This is a genomic window from Streptomyces zaomyceticus (genome assembly GCF_014656215.1).
Classification (GTDB): Bacteria; Actinomycetota; Actinomycetes; order Streptomycetales; family Streptomycetaceae; genus Streptomyces; species Streptomyces zaomyceticus.
This window is the reverse complement of record NZ_BNBZ01000001.1, coordinates 257,019-270,897: the sequence shown is the minus strand read 5'-3', so window position 1 is coordinate 270,897 and position 13,879 is coordinate 257,019. Positions and strand designations below refer to the sequence as shown.

General features: G+C 71.2%; 15 protein-coding genes and 2 tRNA genes. 14 read left to right on the top strand and 3 right to left on the bottom strand.

The window, feature by feature from the left end:
• Positions 1 to 145: 145 nt before the first annotated feature.
• From IE311_RS01220 to IE311_RS01205, 4 genes are all read left to right on the top strand, one after another.
• Positions 146 to 667 carry a hypothetical protein gene (locus tag IE311_RS01220; protein ID WP_189829600.1) on the top strand — a complete coding sequence of 174 codons (522 nt, stop codon included), beginning with the start codon at positions 146 to 148 and terminating at the stop codon, positions 665 to 667.
• Between the two features lie 108 nt (positions 668 to 775).
• Entirely contained in the window at positions 776 to 2,059 is a 1,284-nt protein-coding gene (locus IE311_RS01215; RefSeq protein ID WP_189829599.1) for a glutamate-5-semialdehyde dehydrogenase, read from the top strand.
• Between the two features lie 76 nt (positions 2,060 to 2,135).
• Positions 2,136 to 2,720 (top strand): SCO2584 family spore wall biosynthesis protein, encoded by a 585-nt coding sequence (locus IE311_RS01210; protein WP_229901657.1) that lies wholly within the window; start codon positions 2,136 to 2,138, stop codon positions 2,718 to 2,720.
• A 143-nt stretch (positions 2,721 to 2,863) separates the two neighbouring features.
• Complete coding sequence (locus IE311_RS01205) at positions 2,864 to 3,946, top strand: SCO2583 family membrane protein (protein WP_189829598.1); 1,083 nt, start codon at positions 2,864 to 2,866, stop codon at positions 3,944 to 3,946.
• A gap of 125 nt (positions 3,947 to 4,071) precedes the next feature.
• Here the strand turns inward: IE311_RS01205 and IE311_RS01200 are convergent, their stop codons facing one another.
• A complete protein-coding gene (locus IE311_RS01200; protein ID WP_189829597.1) occupies positions 4,072 to 5,163 on the bottom strand; it encodes a M48 family metallopeptidase in 1,092 nt (363 codons plus the stop codon).
• A gap of 128 nt (positions 5,164 to 5,291) precedes the next feature.
• On the opposite strand from IE311_RS01200, the gene IE311_RS01195 reads away from it, so the two are divergent.
• The 7 genes from IE311_RS01195 (at position 5,292) to IE311_RS01165 (ending at position 9,568) form a co-directional block, all read left to right on the top strand.
• The gene (locus IE311_RS01195; protein WP_189829596.1) at positions 5,292 to 5,516 is read left to right on the top strand and encodes a hypothetical protein; all 225 of its coding nucleotides are present in this window, start codon (positions 5,292 to 5,294) and stop codon (positions 5,514 to 5,516) included.
• Positions 5,517 to 5,599: 83 nt separating this feature from the next.
• Complete coding sequence (locus IE311_RS01190) at positions 5,600 to 5,761, top strand: hypothetical protein (protein WP_030550482.1); 162 nt, start codon at positions 5,600 to 5,602, stop codon at positions 5,759 to 5,761.
• A 51-nt stretch (positions 5,762 to 5,812) separates the two neighbouring features.
• Positions 5,813 to 6,433, top strand: coding sequence for a nicotinate-nucleotide adenylyltransferase (nadD, locus tag IE311_RS01185; protein ID WP_189829595.1), 621 nt, complete (start codon positions 5,813 to 5,815; stop codon positions 6,431 to 6,433).
• Positions 6,434 to 6,452: 19 nt separating this feature from the next.
• On the top strand, positions 6,453 to 8,198 hold the full coding sequence (locus tag IE311_RS01180; protein ID WP_189829594.1) for an LCP family protein: 1,746 nt from the start codon (positions 6,453 to 6,455) through the stop codon (positions 8,196 to 8,198).
• An 84-nt stretch (positions 8,199 to 8,282) separates the two neighbouring features.
• Entirely contained in the window at positions 8,283 to 8,750 is a 468-nt protein-coding gene (gene rsfS / locus IE311_RS01175; RefSeq protein WP_189829593.1) for a ribosome silencing factor, read from the top strand.
• Entirely contained in the window at positions 8,747 to 9,400 is a 654-nt protein-coding gene (locus IE311_RS01170; RefSeq protein ID WP_189829917.1) for a histidine phosphatase family protein, read from the top strand. Before rsfS ends, IE311_RS01170 begins: the two co-directional genes overlap by 4 nt.
• A 95-nt stretch (positions 9,401 to 9,495) precedes the next feature.
• A tRNA-Ala gene (locus IE311_RS01165) sits at positions 9,496 to 9,568 on the top strand.
• Between the two features lie 42 nt (positions 9,569 to 9,610).
• Here the strand turns inward: IE311_RS01165 and IE311_RS01160 are convergent.
• Positions 9,611 to 10,480: a helix-turn-helix transcriptional regulator gene (locus tag IE311_RS01160; protein WP_189829592.1), complete on the bottom strand. Its 870-nt coding sequence runs from the start codon at positions 10,478 to 10,480 to the stop codon at positions 9,611 to 9,613.
• Positions 10,481 to 10,581: 101 nt separating this feature from the next.
• Between IE311_RS01160 and IE311_RS01155 the strand changes: the two genes are divergently transcribed.
• Both IE311_RS01155 and IE311_RS01150 read left to right on the top strand, forming a co-directional pair.
• A complete protein-coding gene (locus IE311_RS01155) occupies positions 10,582 to 12,015 on the top strand; it encodes an MFS transporter (RefSeq protein ID WP_189829591.1) in 1,434 nt (477 codons plus the stop codon).
• 137 nt (positions 12,016 to 12,152) lie between these two features.
• Positions 12,153 to 12,386 carry a hypothetical protein gene (locus IE311_RS01150; RefSeq protein WP_015033559.1) on the top strand — a complete coding sequence of 78 codons (234 nt, stop codon included), beginning with the start codon at positions 12,153 to 12,155 and terminating at the stop codon, positions 12,384 to 12,386.
• Here the strand turns inward: IE311_RS01150 and IE311_RS01145 are convergent.
• Positions 12,365 to 13,585: a glycosyltransferase 87 family protein gene (locus IE311_RS01145; RefSeq protein ID WP_189829590.1), complete on the bottom strand. Its 1,221-nt coding sequence runs from the start codon at positions 13,583 to 13,585 to the stop codon at positions 12,365 to 12,367. The genes IE311_RS01150 and IE311_RS01145 overlap by 22 nt on opposite strands.
• Positions 13,586 to 13,709: 124 nt before the next feature.
• Here IE311_RS01145 and IE311_RS01140 point away from each other — a divergent pair.
• Positions 13,710 to 13,782, top strand: a tRNA-Ala gene (locus tag IE311_RS01140).
• The last annotated feature ends 97 nt before the right edge of the window (positions 13,783 to 13,879 follow it).

Sequence of the window (13,879 nt, the reverse complement as noted above, 5' to 3'; positions counted from 1 at the left end):
CCTCCCGAAACGGCTGAAAGTGCGGCCATCCGGAAGGGACGTTCACCAAAACCGCCCCAAGTGCCGCCTCGGACTGGTCAACTTTGTCTCGGGGGTAAGAGCAGGGCGGGGTACAGCACCACACGCATCACACAGGAGGCCGCCGGTGAGACGAGCGCGCCCAGGGGCGCCGCCCCGAGGGACTGCCGAACGCGCCCTGACCAGTGTCGAGGCCGGAGCCGACTTCGACGAGGCACGGGACAGGTCCACGGAGAGAAGAACCGAGACCACCACCGAGACACGTGAGGTTCCCGAGGCACGTGAGGCACGCGCCAAGGAACAGCCCGTGTCCAAACTCTGGCACATCACCCTCAGCGTGTCGGGTGTGGAGTCGCCGCTCAAGGAGGTACGGCGCGGGCTCGAACAGCTGGCCCACGACCACCCCTTCCTGCTGACCAGCCGCTATGCCAACGACCACGCCGAGATCCGGTACTGGGAGGAGGCCCGCGACCTGCACGACGCGGCGGCCGTCGCCCTGCGCCTGTGGGGCGAGCACCGGCAGACCGCCAAGCTGCCGCCGTGGGAGATCGTCGGCCTCGAGGTCATCGACCGCGAGACCTACCACCAGCGCATCGCGGAGGGCTACGGGCCGCCGCCCGCGGCCCCGGTCGGCGTCCACCCGTACTGAGCGGGACCTTCGTGACGCCCCTCCCGCGCCGTCTCGGAACAGCGGGGGCACGTCTCGGAGTGCGGGATACGTGAGGGATGTCCGCAGGGGTGCCAGTACCCTGCGGGCATGACCTCGCTCACGCCCCTCGACAACCTCTCCCCGGTCACCCGGGCCGCCTACCGGGCCCGTGGCGCCGCCGCCGAAATCGCGCCACTCCCGCGCGCGGCCAAGGACGACGCCCTGCTGGCGATCGCGGACGCCCTCGAAGTCCGCACCGCGGAAATCGTCGAGGCCAACGCCGAGGACATCGCCAAGGCCCGCGAAGCCGGGACCAGCGAGGCGATCATCGACCGGCTCACCCTCACCCCCGAGCGTGTCCGGGCCATCGCCACCGACGTCCGCGACGTGGCCGCGCTGCCCGACCCCGTCGGCGAGGTCGTCCGCGGCTCGACCCTCCCCAACGGCATCGACCTGCGCCAGGTCCGCGTCCCGCTCGGTGTCGTCGGCATCATCTACGAGGCCCGCCCCAACGTCACCGTCGACGCCGCCGCCCTCTGCCTCAAGTCCGGCAACGCCGTCCTGCTCCGCGGCTCCTCCTCCGCGTACGCCTCCAACACCGCCCTGGTGAAGGTCCTGCGCGACGCCATCGGCGGCGCCGGACTGCCCGCCGACGCCATCCAGCTCGTCCCCGGCGAGTCCCGCGAATCGGTGCGCGAGCTGATGCGCGCCCGCGGCCTCGTCGACGTCCTCATCCCGCGCGGCGGCGCCTCCCTGATCAGGACCGTCGTCGAGGAGTCCACCGTCCCGGTCATCGAGACCGGCACCGGCAACTGCCACGTCTACGTCGACGCGCAGACCGACCTCGACATGGCCGTCGAGATCCTGATCAACTCCAAGGCCCACCGAGTCAGCGTCTGCAACGCGGCCGAGACCCTCCTCGTCCACCAGGACGTCGCCGCCGCCTTCCTCCCCAGGGCCCTCGACGCCCTCGCCGAGGCCGGCGTCACCGTCCACGCCGACGAGCGGGTCCTCGCCCACGCCGAGGGCTCCAAGGCCACCGTCGTACCGGCCACGCCCGAGGACTGGGAGACGGAGTACCTCTCGTACGACATCGCCGCCGCCGTCGTCGACTCCCTCGACAAGGCCGTCGAGCACATCCGGATGTGGTCCTCCGGCCACACCGAGGCGATCGTCACCACCTCGCAGGCCGCGGCGCGCCGTTTCACCCAGCTGGTCGACTCCACCACGGTCGCGGTGAACGCCTCCACCCGGTTCACGGACGGCGGACAGTTCGGCTTCGGCGCGGAGATCGGCATCTCCACCCAGAAGCTGCACGCCAGGGGCCCCATGGGCCTTCCGGAGCTGACCTCGACCAAGTACATCGTCACCGGCGACGGTCACATCCGGTAACCGTTCCAATCGGTACGGGCGGGGAGGGTTCGCACACTCCCTGCCCAAAAACCCCTTCCGGGTCTACTCTGAATCCGTGCCGGACGACGTGGGGGGCACGCCGTTCCTGAACGGCGAAGACCCTGAGGACTCTGTCGACCGCGGAGGCGCCGACGAGGTCTACGCCGACGTGGTGTTCGACGAGGACTTCGTGCGGGCCGCGGCCGTCCACGAGCCGACCGCCGTCGAGCGGCTCCTCGCCGCCGCCCAGGCCCGTGCCGAGGCCGAGGCCGCCCGCGCCCGCACCGGCGGAGGATCGGCCGACGAGGACCTCTACGAGGAGTGCCACGACCCCTCCGCGCTCACCTACGAGCCCGACGACGTCGGCGACGACGCCAGCCCCTACGGCCGCCACGGCGGCGCCCTGCGCCCGTACCGGGGCAGCGCCCGCTGGCACCGGCCCGTCGCCTGGGTCCTCGCCCTCGTCATGGGCGTCGGCATGGTCGCCCTGGCCTTCAGCGCCGTCTACCGGGGCGCGGCGGCCAACCGCCAGGACCAGGTCCCTCCGCCGGCCACCACCGGTGTCGACACCCCCAACCCGAACCCGGCCCCGCCCGCCGCCCACGCCCCCGAGGCGCCCGCGGTCCACGCGCCCGCGGCCCGGTCGGCTTCCCCGAAGTAGCCGAAGCGGCGGCCGGCGTTCCCCCGGGCGGCCGAACCGTTCCGCCCCCGGCGGGACCCCGGGACACCCTGACGGCGGAATTCTTCCGACTTTGTCGCGTACCTCAGCGTTTACCGAAGCCTCCGCGGACCTACCCTGAAGGTATGGCAGGGCGTGGCGACCCGCCTGAGGGGACGCCCGAGGGCCTCCCCGGCGGTGAGGACGAATACCGATCCGTCGTCTTCGACGAGGCGTTCGTCCGTGCTGCCCACCTCCAGGAGTTCTCGGCCCGGGAACGGATGGGCGAGTACGCCCAGGCCGTCCGCAGCCGCCCGTCCGCCTGGGAGGGCCGCAGCAGCTCCCGCCAGGCCATCCTGCTCGTTCTGCTGATCCTGCTGGCCTTCGGCACGGCCATCTACCTGGGCGTCCGCAACCCGTACCAGCCCCCCGTCGATCAGCGGGCCGAACCGCTGCGGACCACGGTGGTACCCCTCGCCCCGAAGGGCCCGGTGGCGGGCGGTGTGCCCGACCGGCTCTTCGACAACAGCCCGGTCGCCGAGTACCGCACCGGGGCCGCCGGCATCAACCTGCCGGTCGCGGGACGCACCACCCACTTCGCCGAGAGCCAGGTCGTCACGGCGCTCAGCATCGCCAAGGACTATCTGGTGGCCTCCTCCCTGCAGCCCGACGTCCTGTCCGGGGCGACCGTGCGGCCCGCGCGCCTGCTGCTCGACCCCGACCAGCTGGAACAGTTCGACCGGAGCGTCGAGACACCGGCCGACGACGGCCGGCACGCCCTCGCCGGCTGGCTCGTCCGCTTCGACCCGCGTCAGGTCGTGCTCGCGGACCCGGCCGTCCGCGTCCAGGGCACCCTCCGCTTCGAGGAGACCAGCCCCGACACACTGGACGTCACCGCGGACCACACGTACACCTATGCGGTCCGCCCGGCGGGTCAGGGCGCCGGCCCGGTCGGCGCGTCGTCCCTCTTCACCGTCCACCGCGAGGTGCACTTCCGCTTCGACCGCGAGGACCTGCGCATGCACCGGGCCGAGCTGGTGACCAGCACCGCCGAGGTGGGCCCGCAGGCGTGCGGCGCGGACACCACGGGCTCCGTGAAACCGCTCCTGGCGGGAGCGAGTGCCCCCGAGGCGGGCGGCCCGGTGGTCACCGACCCGTACGCCACGGGCCGACCCGCCGCCCCCTCGCTGTGCGGAGCCCTGGCGCCGAGCGCGCAACCGTCGCTCTGACGGGTCGCTCCGACGCCCGGCGCGTGTCGACCGGCCCTCAGGCCCAGGTCTCGACCGCCCCTGGCGCCGAGGTCTCGACCGGCCCCGGCGCCGAGGTGTCGACCTGCCCTGGCGCCGAGGTCGCGCTAGGAGCCGCCCTTGTCGTCGTCGGCGGTCCCGCCGTCGTCCGACTTCTTCGGGCCCTGGCCGCCGTTGAAGCGGTTGCGCAGCTTCCCGCCCAGGTCGCCCGCCAGGTCACCGGCGCCCCCGGCTATGTCGCCGACCAGCTTCATCAGCGGATCCTTGCTGGTCCGCACCGTGTCGGCGTAGTGCCCCGCCGACTCGCGGAAGGAGTCCGTGACCGAGGTGTCCTTGTCCTCCGAGCGCTTGGGGTAGTGGCCGTCCATGATCCGCTGGAAGTCGCGGTTCTCCGACCACTTCTTCAGCTCCGCCGCCCGGACGGTGGTGAAGGGGTGCGTGCGCGGAAGCACGTTGAGGATCTTCAGGACCGAGTCCCGCAGGTCCCCGGCCTTCTCGTACTCGTCGGCCTGGGCGAGGAACGCGTCCACGTTCATCTCGTGGAGGTGGTTGCCCCCGGCGATCTTCATGAGACCGCGCATCGAGGCCTGCACGTCCTGACCGACGAGGAGTCCGGCCCGGTCGGCGGAGAGTTCCGACTTGCGGAACCACTCGCGCAGGGCGGTCACGATGGCCATGATCGCGACGTTCCCCAGCGGGATCCAGGCGATCTTGAGGGCCAGGCCGGTGAGGAAGAGCAGCACCGTGCGGTACACGGAGTGCCCGGAGAGGGCGTGGCCGACCTCGTGGCCGACGACCGCCCGCATCTCCTCCTCGTCGAGGAGCTCCACCAGGCCGGTGGTGACGACGATGATCGGCTCGTCCAGGCCGATGCACATCGCGTTGGGCTTCGGGTCCTGCGTCACGTACATCGGCGGGACCTTCTCCAGGTCCAGGATGTAACAGGCGTCCCGCAGCATGTCGTTGAGATGGCTGAACTGCGCGTCGCTCACCCGGACGGAGTCCGAGAGGAACAGCAGTCGCAGACTGCGCTCGGGCAGCAGCCCGCTGAGCGCCTTGAAGACCGTGTCGAAGCCGCTGAGCTTGCGCAGCGCCACCAGCGCCGAGCGGTCGGCCGGATGCTCGTAGGCCCGCGAGGAGATACCGGGGAACCGCTTCCGCTGCCTGCTCGGCACGTTCCCCTGGTCGTTCTCGGTCATGGATGCCCCCTGTTCGTACGAGTCGATGCTCGTCCCCCTGACGAACCCCAGCCTAGGCGGTGGCGCTACGGTGTGGCGGGGCCTGTGGATAACTCGGGCACCGAGGACGACCGAGGAGCACGACCGACATGCCGGACACCGTCGACACCGCTGCCGCACTGCTCGCGGCCGCCGCGGACCAGGGGCCGGGCGACACGCTCCGCATCGTGCTGCTCGTCTCGATCGTGGGCGGCGCCCTGATGGCCTGGTTCCTGCTGCGCGGCTATCGGAGCGACGACACGGGCGACGACGGCACCGGCGACGGCAGGGGCACCACCACGGACGCCACCACGGACCGTGACGCCAACGCCTGAGTCGGCGTGAGCCAGTCCGGACCGCCCGCATACGATGTGCGCGAAGTCTCCGCTCCCATCCCCGATCGATAGGTCTGCCGAAGATGAGCCTCCACAGCACCGCCGCCAACCTGGTCTCTCTCGCCGAGGGCGCCGAGCACGGCGGCAACCACGAAAGCCTCAGCCCCTACCTCACCGGCTTCGGCGCCTTCGGTGCCCTGATGCTGCTGCTGTGGATCACGACCCGCTTCAACCGCGACCGCTGAACCGCCGACCCTGATCAGGCGTCCGCTGCCGTGCCAGTAGGCTCTGCACGCATGGGAGAGCAGGAAATGCCTACTGGCGGGCGCGGGAAGCGCCGACTCGGCGTGATGGGCGGAACCTTCGACCCGATCCACCACGGACACCTGGTGGCGGCCAGCGAGGTCGCCGCCCTGTTCCACCTGGACGAGGTGGTGTTCGTACCGACCGGGCAGCCGTGGCAGAAGAGCGACCGGGCCGTGTCGGCGCCCGAGGACCGCTACCTGATGACGGTCATCGCGACGGCGTCCAACCCGCAGTTCTCGGTCAGCCGGATCGACATCGACCGCGGCGGCGCGACCTACACCATCGACACCCTGCGGGACCTGCGCTCCCTCAACAGCGACTCCGACCTCTTCTTCATCACCGGGGCCGACGCGCTGTCGCAGATCCTCACCTGGCGCGACGCCGAGGAGCTCTTCTCACTCGCGCACTTCATCGGCGTCACCCGGCCGGGCCACGACCTCACCGACGACGGACTGCCCAAGGGCGGTGTCTCGCTGGTCGAGGTTCCCGCGCTCGCGATCTCCTCCACCGACTGCCGGGCGAGGGTCGCGAACGGCGATCCCGTCTGGTACCTGGTTCCGGACGGCGTGGTCCGCTACATCGACAAGCGCCAGCTGTACCGCGGCGAGTGAGCTTCGGGGAGGGGTACCGGTGAACGATCAGCAGCATCCGTACGACCCGTACTATCCGCAGCCGCAGATCATCGGCTACGACGAGTACGGGCAGCCGGTGTACCAGCAGCCACAGGCGCCCCAGCAGGCACAGGGGCAGCACTACGACCCGTACGGCGGTCAGCAGCAGCCCCAGCAGCCGCAGGCGCAGCAGGGGTACGGCTACGACCCCTACGCCCAGCAGCAGTACACGCCGCAGCCGCAGCCGCAGCAGCCACAACAGCCGCCACAGCAGCACCAGGGGTCTCAGTACGACCCTTACGGGCAGCAGGGCTACGCCTACCCCTCCTACGACACGGGGCAGCAGTGGGCCGCCCGGGCCGAGCCCGCCCAGGCCTCCGCCCCGGCGCCCGCCCAGGCCCCCGCGCAGACCCCGCAGGCCGCGCCCGTCGCGGCCCCGCCCGGTGTGCCCGGCCAGCGCCCCGCGTCCGAGCGGCCCGCCCGGCCGGCCGATGACGACGACCGGGAGTACCGCACCGAGCAGTTCTCCTTCATCGAGGAGCCGGACGAGGACTCCGAGGACGTCATCGACTGGCTGAAGTTCACCGAGAGCCGTTCCGAGCGGCGCGAGGAGGCCAGGCGCCGCGGCCGCAACCGGATCATCGCGCTCGTCGTCGTGCTCGTCCTCGCGGTCGCGGGCGGCGTCGGCTACCTCTGGTCCGCGGGCATGCTCCCCGGTTCGTCCGACGAGGCCGGGAAGGGGGCTGCCGCGACCGGCCCGCAGAAGCGCGACACGATCGTCGTCCACCTCCACGACACCACGGGCGGCGGGACCTCCACGGTCCTCCTGGTGAACAACACCACGACCGGCCAGGGCACCACCGTTCTCCTCCCCGACTCCCTGGTCGTCGCCGACGACGAGGGCGCCGCGACCACCCTCGGCAAGTCGGTCGAGGACGACGGATCGAGCGGCACCCGGGAGGCGATCGGCAACCTCCTCGGCGCCGAGATCGCCGGCACCTGGCGGCTGGACACGCCGTACCTGGACACCCTCGTCGACCTGGTCAGCGGGATCGAGACGGACACCGACACCGAGGTGCCCGGACCGAAGAAGGGCGACGAGCCGCTGGTCAAGAAGGGCGAGAAGCAGTCCCTGAACGGGCGCTCCGCCGTCGCCTACGCGACCTACCGGGCGCCCGGCGAGGCCGAGAGCAAGCAGCTCCAGCGCTTCGGCCAGGTCATGTACGGGGTGCTCCGCAAGATCTCGGACGATCCCGCCTCCGCCACGATGACCGTCGAGAGCCTCACCCAGATCTTCGACCCCTCCCTCTCGGAGAAGGACCTCGGCGCCGCCCTGGCCAAGCTCGCCGAGCACGCCAAGGTCGGCGACTACAAGACGGCCCTTCTCCCGGTGGCGCAGGACGGCGCGCTGACCGAGGACGCGAGCGACAGTGTGGTGAAGGACATTCTGGGCGGCAAGATCACCGCCCCCGAGGCGGGCGACGTGCCCCGGATCTCGGTCCGGGACGCCTCCGGCAAGAAGGCGACCGAGGCGGCCAGGATCGTCCTGGTCAACGGCGGCTACGTCTTCGTGGGCGGCACGGAGACGGACACGCAGGAGAAGTCGCAGGTCGTCTACGGTGACGACGCCCAGAAGGCGACGGCGGTCGAGGTGGCCAAGACACTGGGTCTGCCGGCCGGCTCGGTCGCCAAGGGCAAGCCCACCGGAGCGGCCGCGGTCACCGTGGTCCTGGGCCAGGACTACAAGGTGCCGGGGGGCCGGTAAACGGCGCTCCGGAAAACGTTGGCGGGGCCGTCGGCGGTCCGTGAGACCCTGGAGGGGTACTGGACCGCCGACGAAAGCCTGCTTGTGACCGCCACGGATCGTTCCATCGAACTCGTCAACGCCGCCGCTCAGGCGGCCGCCGACCGGCTCGCGCACGACATCATCGCGTACGACGTCAGCGATGTGCTGTCGATCACCGACGCATTCCTGCTCGCCTCCGCGCCCAACGACCGCCAGGTCAAGTCGATCGTCGACGAGATCGAGGAGCGCCTGAACAAGGACCTCGGCGCCAAGCCGGTCCGCCGTGAGGGCGACCGCGACGCCCGCTGGATCCTCCTGGACTACGTCGACATCGTCGTCCACGTCCAGCACAGCGAGGAGCGTGTCTTCTACGCCCTCGAGCGCCTGTGGAAGGACTGCCCCGAGCTGTCCCTCCCCGAGGACGCGCGGAACACGCGCGGCAAGGCCGCCGAGCACGCCGAGCTGACCGGCGTGGACCTCTCCGAGCACGCCGCCGGCCTGCCCGACGAAGTGGACGGTGAGCTGCGCTGAGCACCACCAAGGGCGGCACCGGCCGCCGCATCGTCCTCTGGCGCCACGGCCAGACCTCCTGGAACCTCGAGCGCCGTTTCCAGGGTTCGACGGACATCGAGCTGACGGAGGCCGGCGTCGCTCAGGCGCGCCGTGCCGCCCGGCTGCTCGCCGCGCTGAAGCCGGACGTCATCGTGGCCTCCGACCTGAAGCGGGCGGCGGCCACCGCCGCCGAGCTGTCCGCTCTCACCGGCCACACCGTCGCTCACGACTCCGCGCTGCGCGAGACGTACGCGGGGGAGTGGCAGGGGCTGACCCACGACGAGATCGTGGCGCGCTACGGCGAGCAGTACGCCGCCTGGAAGCGCGGCGAGCCCGTGCGCCGGGGCGGCGGCGAGCTGGAGACCGAGGTGGCCGACCGGGCCGCCCCGGTGGTCCTTGAGCACGTCGACAAGCTTCCGGAGAACGGCACGCTCGTCGTGGTGAGCCACGGCGGCACGATCCGGACCACCATCGGCCGTCTCCTCGGGCTGGAGTCCCAGCACTGGGAGAGCCTGGGTGGCCTCTCGAACTGCTGCTGGTCCGTGCTCGGCGAGGGCGCCCGTGGCTGGCGACTGATGGAGCACAACGCGGGCACGCTGCCCGAGCCGGTCCTCGGCGACGACGACTGAGCCCCGTGACCGGCCTGCCGGACCCGGATTTCACTTTCCGGCAGGTCACAGGCTAAAGTTCTTCTTGTTCGCAGCGCAGAGCGCGAAGAACACGAGGGGCTATAGCTCAGTTGGTAGAGCGCCTGCATGGCATGCAGGAGGTCAGGAGTTCAATTCTCCTTAGCTCCACAATCACCGGATCCCGTCCCCAGCAGGGGGCGGGATTCGTCGTCATGTCAGCTCCTCCAAGGCCTGGAGCCCGTGGCGGCTCTCCTCGTCGTTCGGCGTGTAGGCCACGATCCGGCACTCCGGCATCCCGTTCACCGACAGGGAGACCGAGGTCAACCGGACCTCGCCCACCCGCTCGTGACGGAAGACCTTCACCCGCGTCCCCGGCGGGACCACGTCACCGCTGCGCCACAGCCGCGCGAACTCCGGGCTGGCCTCCGCGAGAGCCCGTACGTACTCCTCCCAGGCCGGCTCGCCCACATGGCGTCCGTACGCGCCCCGCAGCTGGGCCACCATCAGCGGCAGCTCCCGCTTCCGGTCGACCACCGGGCAGGTGGGGCCGGGCACGCTGAAAAGGGCCCACAGCACGTTGCGTATGCCGAACGGGCCGGTGTCCAGGTCGTTCCGTCCCTCCTGGAAGAAGAGCCGCTCGTACATGGAGTTCGTCGCCAGCACGTCGTACCGCGCGTTGTAGAGCACCGCCGGGTGCGGGTCCAGGGCGTCGAGGATGCCCTGGATCTCCGGGCTCACCACCGCCAAGTCCGCGGCGGACCGCTCCGGCGCGTACGGCACCTCGGCCAGGTGGTACAGGTGCTCGCGCTCGGGCCGGTCGAGCCGGAGCGTGCGGGCGACCGCGTCGAGCACCTGCGCGGAGGCGTTGATCGGGCGTCCCTGCTCCAGCCAGGTGTACCAGGTGACGCCGACCCCGGAGAGCTGGGCGACCTCCTCGCGGCGCAGCCCCGGCGTACGGCGCCGGAGCCCCGGCGGCATCCCCACGTCCTCCGGTGTCACCCTGGCCCGGCGGCTGCGCAGGAACGCGGCCAGTTCCGGCCGTCTGCGGCGCTGAGTCGGTACTGATGCCACGATCGTCACACCCCCATGGTCGAGTCCCCGTGCCGCCGTTGCCAGGTGGTGTCAGTACCAGCATCAGCGGGCTCTCGTTACCCGTATCCGATCGCGGTCACGCTCGACGCATGACCTCGACCACAACACGTCCCGTACTCAGTAAAGACGGTGGCACCGACAGCCGACCCGGACTGCTGCTGGGCGTGGTCCTCGCCGCCCAGTTCATGGCACTCCTCGACGTCTTCATCGTCAACGTCGCCGCCCCCACGATCCGCGCCGAACTCTCCGCGTCCGGAGCCGCGCTCCAGCTCGTCGTCGCCGGATACACCATCGCCTACGCGGTGTTGCTGATCACCGGAGCGCGCCTCGGCGACCTGCTCGGGCACCGGCGGATGTACCTGGGCGGTCTCGCCCTGTTCACCGCGGCCTCCCTCGCCTGCGGACTCGCCGCCGGCACCGGCCAGTTGATCGCCTTCCGGCTGGTACAGGGAGTGGGCGCCGCCCTGATGATCCCTCAGGTGCTGAGCCTCATCCAGCGCAACTTCACCGGCGAGCGCCGGGTCCGGGCCCTCAGCGCCTACTCCGCGGTGCTGGCCACCGGCGCCGCCGCGGGGCAGGTCGTCGGCGGTGTCCTGGTGAGTGCCGACCTCTTCGGGACCGGCTGGCGGCCCGTCTTCCTCGTCAACGTCCCCATCGGGATCGCCCTGCTCGTCCTCGGCGCCCGGTTCCTGCCCCGGGACGCCGGAACCGGACCCACGCACGCGCGTGCCCTCGACCTTCCGGGCCTCGTCCTGCTCGCCGCCGCCGTGACCCTGCTGACCGTCCCCCTGGTCCTCGGGCAGGAGCAGGACTGGCCCCTGTGGTCCTGGTGTTCGCTCGGCGGCTCCCTGGTGCTCCTCGCCCTCTTCGGCGTCTACGAGGCACGGCTCGCCCGGCGCGGCGGCGCCCCGCTCATCGCCCCGCGCGTGCTGCGCCTCCCCGGCATGGGGCGGGCCGTCCTGTGGATCGTCGTGGCGATGGGAGTCAACGCGGGCTTCCTCTTCACCCTCACCCTGCACCTGCAGGGCGGGCTCGGCCACAGCGCCCTGCGGGCCGGACTCACCTTCGGACCCGCCGCCGTCGTCTTCGGCGCCGTCGGGCTGACCTGGCGGCGTTGGCCGGCCCGGCTGCACCGCGTGCTGGTCCCGGGCGGATTCCTGCTCGCCGCCGCGGGCGCCCTCGCGATCGGCGGGCTGCTCGCGGACGGCGGTACGGGCGGTTGGGGGCTCTACCCGGCGCTGGGCGCGCTCGGCGCGGGCATCGCCCTGGCGTTCAGCCCCGCGCTGACCGGCGCGCTGGCCTCCGTACGGCCCGAGGACGCGGCCGACGCGAGCGGACTGCTCGCCACCGTCACCCAGCTCGGTCAGCTCATCGGGGTCGCCGCGTTCGGCACCCTCTTCCTCGGCGCGGTCGACGGACCGGGGGCGCGGAACTCCGCGGACGCGCTGTGGACGACCATGCTCGTACTGGCCGTCGCCTCGGTTGTCGGCGCGGTGGCCGGACCGGCGCGCCGAGCACGCTGACCCTCTTGCGAGGCCGTGGCAGAATCGGACGGCCGGAGGGGGACGAGAATCCGGACGGGAGGGTGGCCCAAGTGCTCGGCGACAACGGCGGGGTGTCCTATGGGTGCACAGCCTGCGGCCACAGCTGGAGCTGACTGATGGGTGCACACAGGCGGAAATGCGACTGGTGCGGCAGCGGCACGCCCATTGTCCGGGACATGGACCCCGTCAACCCGGGGTTCCAGTACTGGTGCGAGGAGTGCGCGCGGGCGCTGATCATAAAAGGCGACCCCATCGAGACGTACCGCGAGCTGGAGGGGGAGCCGATCTACGGCCGGCTCCTCGACGAGCACTGCACCCTCAAGCGGTTCTACTCCTTCGCCACGGCCTGACGCCGCAGCGTCAGCATGTACCCCACGAGCAGCGCCGCCGTCGTCAGCGGATAGACGGCGGACAGCACCATCTGACCCGCGTTCTGGTCCAGTTCGGGCCGGCCCGGGTCGTGCGGAACCCACCACAGCGCGAACGAGGCGAAGACCAGGGCCACCGTCCCCGTCACCGGCCACGTGCGCGTGGCGCGGTCCGCGAGCAGGATCAGCAGCGGCACGCACCAGACCCAGTGGTGGGACCACGAGATAGGGCTGATCATCAGCGCCGTGAACGCGCAGACGACCACCGCCACCGCCTTGTCGCCCCGCACCGCGGCCCGCACCGCGAGAACCATCGCCAGGCCGCCCAGGAGGGCCGCGGTCACCGCCCACCACATGCCCGGGTCGTCGGTGTGCATCAGCCGGGCCAGGACCCCGCGGATCGACTGGTTGGCGGTCTCCTCGGCGAAACCGACCCGGCCGGTCTCGAACAGGGTCTCCGTCCAGAACCGCTTCGAGTCCGCGGGGAGGGCCAGCGCCACGGCCAGCGTCGTCACCAGGAACACACCGGTCGCCGTCACCGCCGTGCGCAGCCACTGGTTCCAGCCCCGGTCCCCGCGCCACAGCAGCAGCCCCGCGACGAGCAGCAGGACCACGAAGAGTCCCGGTGTGAGCTTCACCGCCGTCGCCAGGCCGATGCCCAGGCCGGCCCAGCGGCTGCCCTGGCGCCGGGTGAGGTCCCAGAGCACCGCCACCGCTATGAGCAGGTTGATCTGCCCGTACCGCAGGGTCGTCCACACCGGCTCGCACCAGACCACGACGGCCGCGACCCACAGTGTCGTACGCCACAGGTCCGTACGGGAGAGCGACGGGCGGACCAACTGGAGCGACAGCTGGACCAGCGCGACCACCAGGAGCAGGTTCCCCGCCGTGGCGAGCGTGCGCATCACGGGCACGCTCACCAGGGTCAGCGGGACGAACAGCAGGGCGGCGAAGGGCGGGTAGGTCATGCCGAGGTTCGCCGACGTGGCGCGCATCGCGTACAGGTCGCCACCGGCCCGCACCGTCTCGCCCTCCGCCCGGTAGACCATGACGTCGAGCATGTTCACGTGGGCGAGGCGTTGCGCCACCCAGAAGGCCGCGAACGAGAGCAGGCAGACCGCCGCGGCGGTGGCCAGGGGCCACGGCCGGGCGCGGGTTTTGGAGAGCACGGAGACGGACACAGTCGGCGACCCTACCGGGCAGGTCAGGAGGGTCCCGAGAATCGATTTGGAGATCTGCCGGGAAGCCGGTTAATGTTCTGTCTGTCGCCGCGACGGAAACCGAAACGGAGACGGAAACAAGCAAGGGGCTATAGCTCAGTTGGTAGAGCGCCTGCATGGCATGCAGGAGGTCAGGAGTTCAATTCTCCTTAGCTCCACAGAAAAGAAGCGGGTCACCCGGATAGGGTGGCCCGCTTCTTCGTGTTCGGGCCCACTCGCTTGTCACGGTCCCTCTCGCCACGGCCCCACTTGTCA

What these genes read in the sequence shown, in the direction of transcription:
- IE311_RS01215 (WP_189829599.1), top strand. Translation starts at nt 776, where the DNA reads ATGACCTCGCTCACGCCCCTCGACAACCTCTCCCCGGTCACCCGGGCC.
- IE311_RS01205 (WP_189829598.1), top strand. Translation starts at nt 2,864, where the DNA reads ATGGCAGGGCGTGGCGACCCGCCTGAGGGGACGCCCGAGGGCCTCCCC.
- IE311_RS01200 (WP_189829597.1), bottom strand. Translation starts at nt 5,163, where the DNA reads ATGACCGAGAACGACCAGGGGAACGTGCCGAGCAGGCAGCGGAAGCGG.
- IE311_RS01195 (WP_189829596.1), top strand. Translation starts at nt 5,292, where the DNA reads ATGCCGGACACCGTCGACACCGCTGCCGCACTGCTCGCGGCCGCCGCG.
- IE311_RS01190 (WP_030550482.1), top strand. Translation starts at nt 5,600, where the DNA reads ATGAGCCTCCACAGCACCGCCGCCAACCTGGTCTCTCTCGCCGAGGGC.
- nadD (WP_189829595.1), top strand. Translation starts at nt 5,813, where the DNA reads ATGGGAGAGCAGGAAATGCCTACTGGCGGGCGCGGGAAGCGCCGACTC.
- IE311_RS01155 (WP_189829591.1), top strand. Translation starts at nt 10,582, where the DNA reads ATGACCTCGACCACAACACGTCCCGTACTCAGTAAAGACGGTGGCACC.
- IE311_RS01150 (WP_015033559.1), top strand. Translation starts at nt 12,153, where the DNA reads ATGGGTGCACACAGGCGGAAATGCGACTGGTGCGGCAGCGGCACGCCC.